This is a genomic window from Streptomyces ossamyceticus, from assembly GCF_001418475.1.
In the GTDB taxonomy this organism is placed as follows: Bacteria; Actinomycetota; Actinomycetes; order Streptomycetales; family Streptomycetaceae; genus Streptomyces; species Streptomyces ossamyceticus.
Genome location: NZ_LIQX01000861.1, coordinates 1 through 1,134, shown reverse-complemented (window position 1 = coordinate 1,134; position 1,134 = coordinate 1). Strand labels below are relative to the sequence as shown.

At 74.0% G+C, this 1,134-nt stretch carries 1 protein-coding gene and 1 pseudogene; both read left to right on the top strand.

Annotation, left to right across the window (positions count from 1 at the left end):
• Nucleotides 1–671 (top strand): polyprenyl diphosphate synthase (gene uppS, locus AOK15_RS39825; protein WP_063799117.1); only part of this gene is annotated, 671 nt, incomplete at its 5' end.
• 266 nt (nt 672–937) lie between these two features.
• Nucleotides 938–1,134 (top strand): annotated as a pseudogene (locus tag AOK15_RS45935) (prepilin peptidase); the annotation flags it as partial.

Sequence of the window (1,134 nt, the reverse complement as noted above, 5' to 3'; positions counted from 1 at the left end):
ACGGCAACGGCCGCTGGGCCACGGGCCTCGGCCTGCCCCGCGACGAGGGCCACCGCGCCGGGGCGGTCGCCCTGCGCGATGTCGTCCAGGGCGCCCTGGAGATCGGCCTGAGCCATCTGACGGTGTACGCGTTCTCCACGGAGAACTGGAAGCGGTCACCCGACGAGGTCTCCAAGCTGTTCGCCATCATGCGCGCCGAACTCCTCGACGGCGAACTGCTCCAGCACGACGTGCGCCTGCGCTGGATCGGCTCACCCGACGGCCTCCCGGACGATGTCGTCGAGGTCCTGCGCTCCCAGGAACGCGCCACCCGCCACCGCACGGGCCTGACCCTCAACATCTGCGTCAACTACGGAGGCCGCGCCGAACTGACCCGGGCGGGCGCGGCCCTCGCGCGCGCCGCCCTCGCCGGCGACATCGACCCCTCCCGCGTCACCGAGCAGCAGTTCGCCGCCTACCTCCCGCACCACGCCATGCCCGACGTGGACCTCCTGTGGCGCACCAGCGGCGAACTCCGTATCTCCAACTTCCTCCCCTGGCACGCCCACTACGCCGAACTCCACTTCACCGACACCCCCTGGCCGGAGGCCGACCGCCGAGACCTCTGGCAGGCCCTGGAGACCTACACCCAGAGAAAACGCCGCAAGGGAGCGGCGACGGAAACGAAGTAGGGGGCTGGGCGAAGGCGAGAGGCCGGGCGAAGGCGAGAGGCAGGGGGCGCAGCCCCCGCCTCTCAGGGGCGCGGGGAACTGCGCGACCAGCCCCCACGAACCCGCGGACACCCACGAGCGCATCCCCCGGCGGGGGCCCGGGGGCGGCAGCCCCCGAAGCGACGCGGGGTCGAAGGGGCGCAGCCCCCGGAGGACGGGACGGGTAGGGGCGGCGGGGGCGGAAAACCCTCGCGGCGCCCACACCCCACCCCCCTAGGCTGACCCCCGTGGATCCGGACCTCTGGTTGATCGTCCTGACGGCCGTCGCCGCCCTCTGGGGAGCGGTGGCGGGGGCCCTGCTGCCCCGCCCTGCCTACCGCTTCGCGGTTGACGAGGACTCCCCTTGGCAGACCACGTGCCCCGCGGGTCACCCCCTCGCCGGTCCGGCCCACGGCTGGCTGGGCCGGCGAGGGGGTGACCCGCG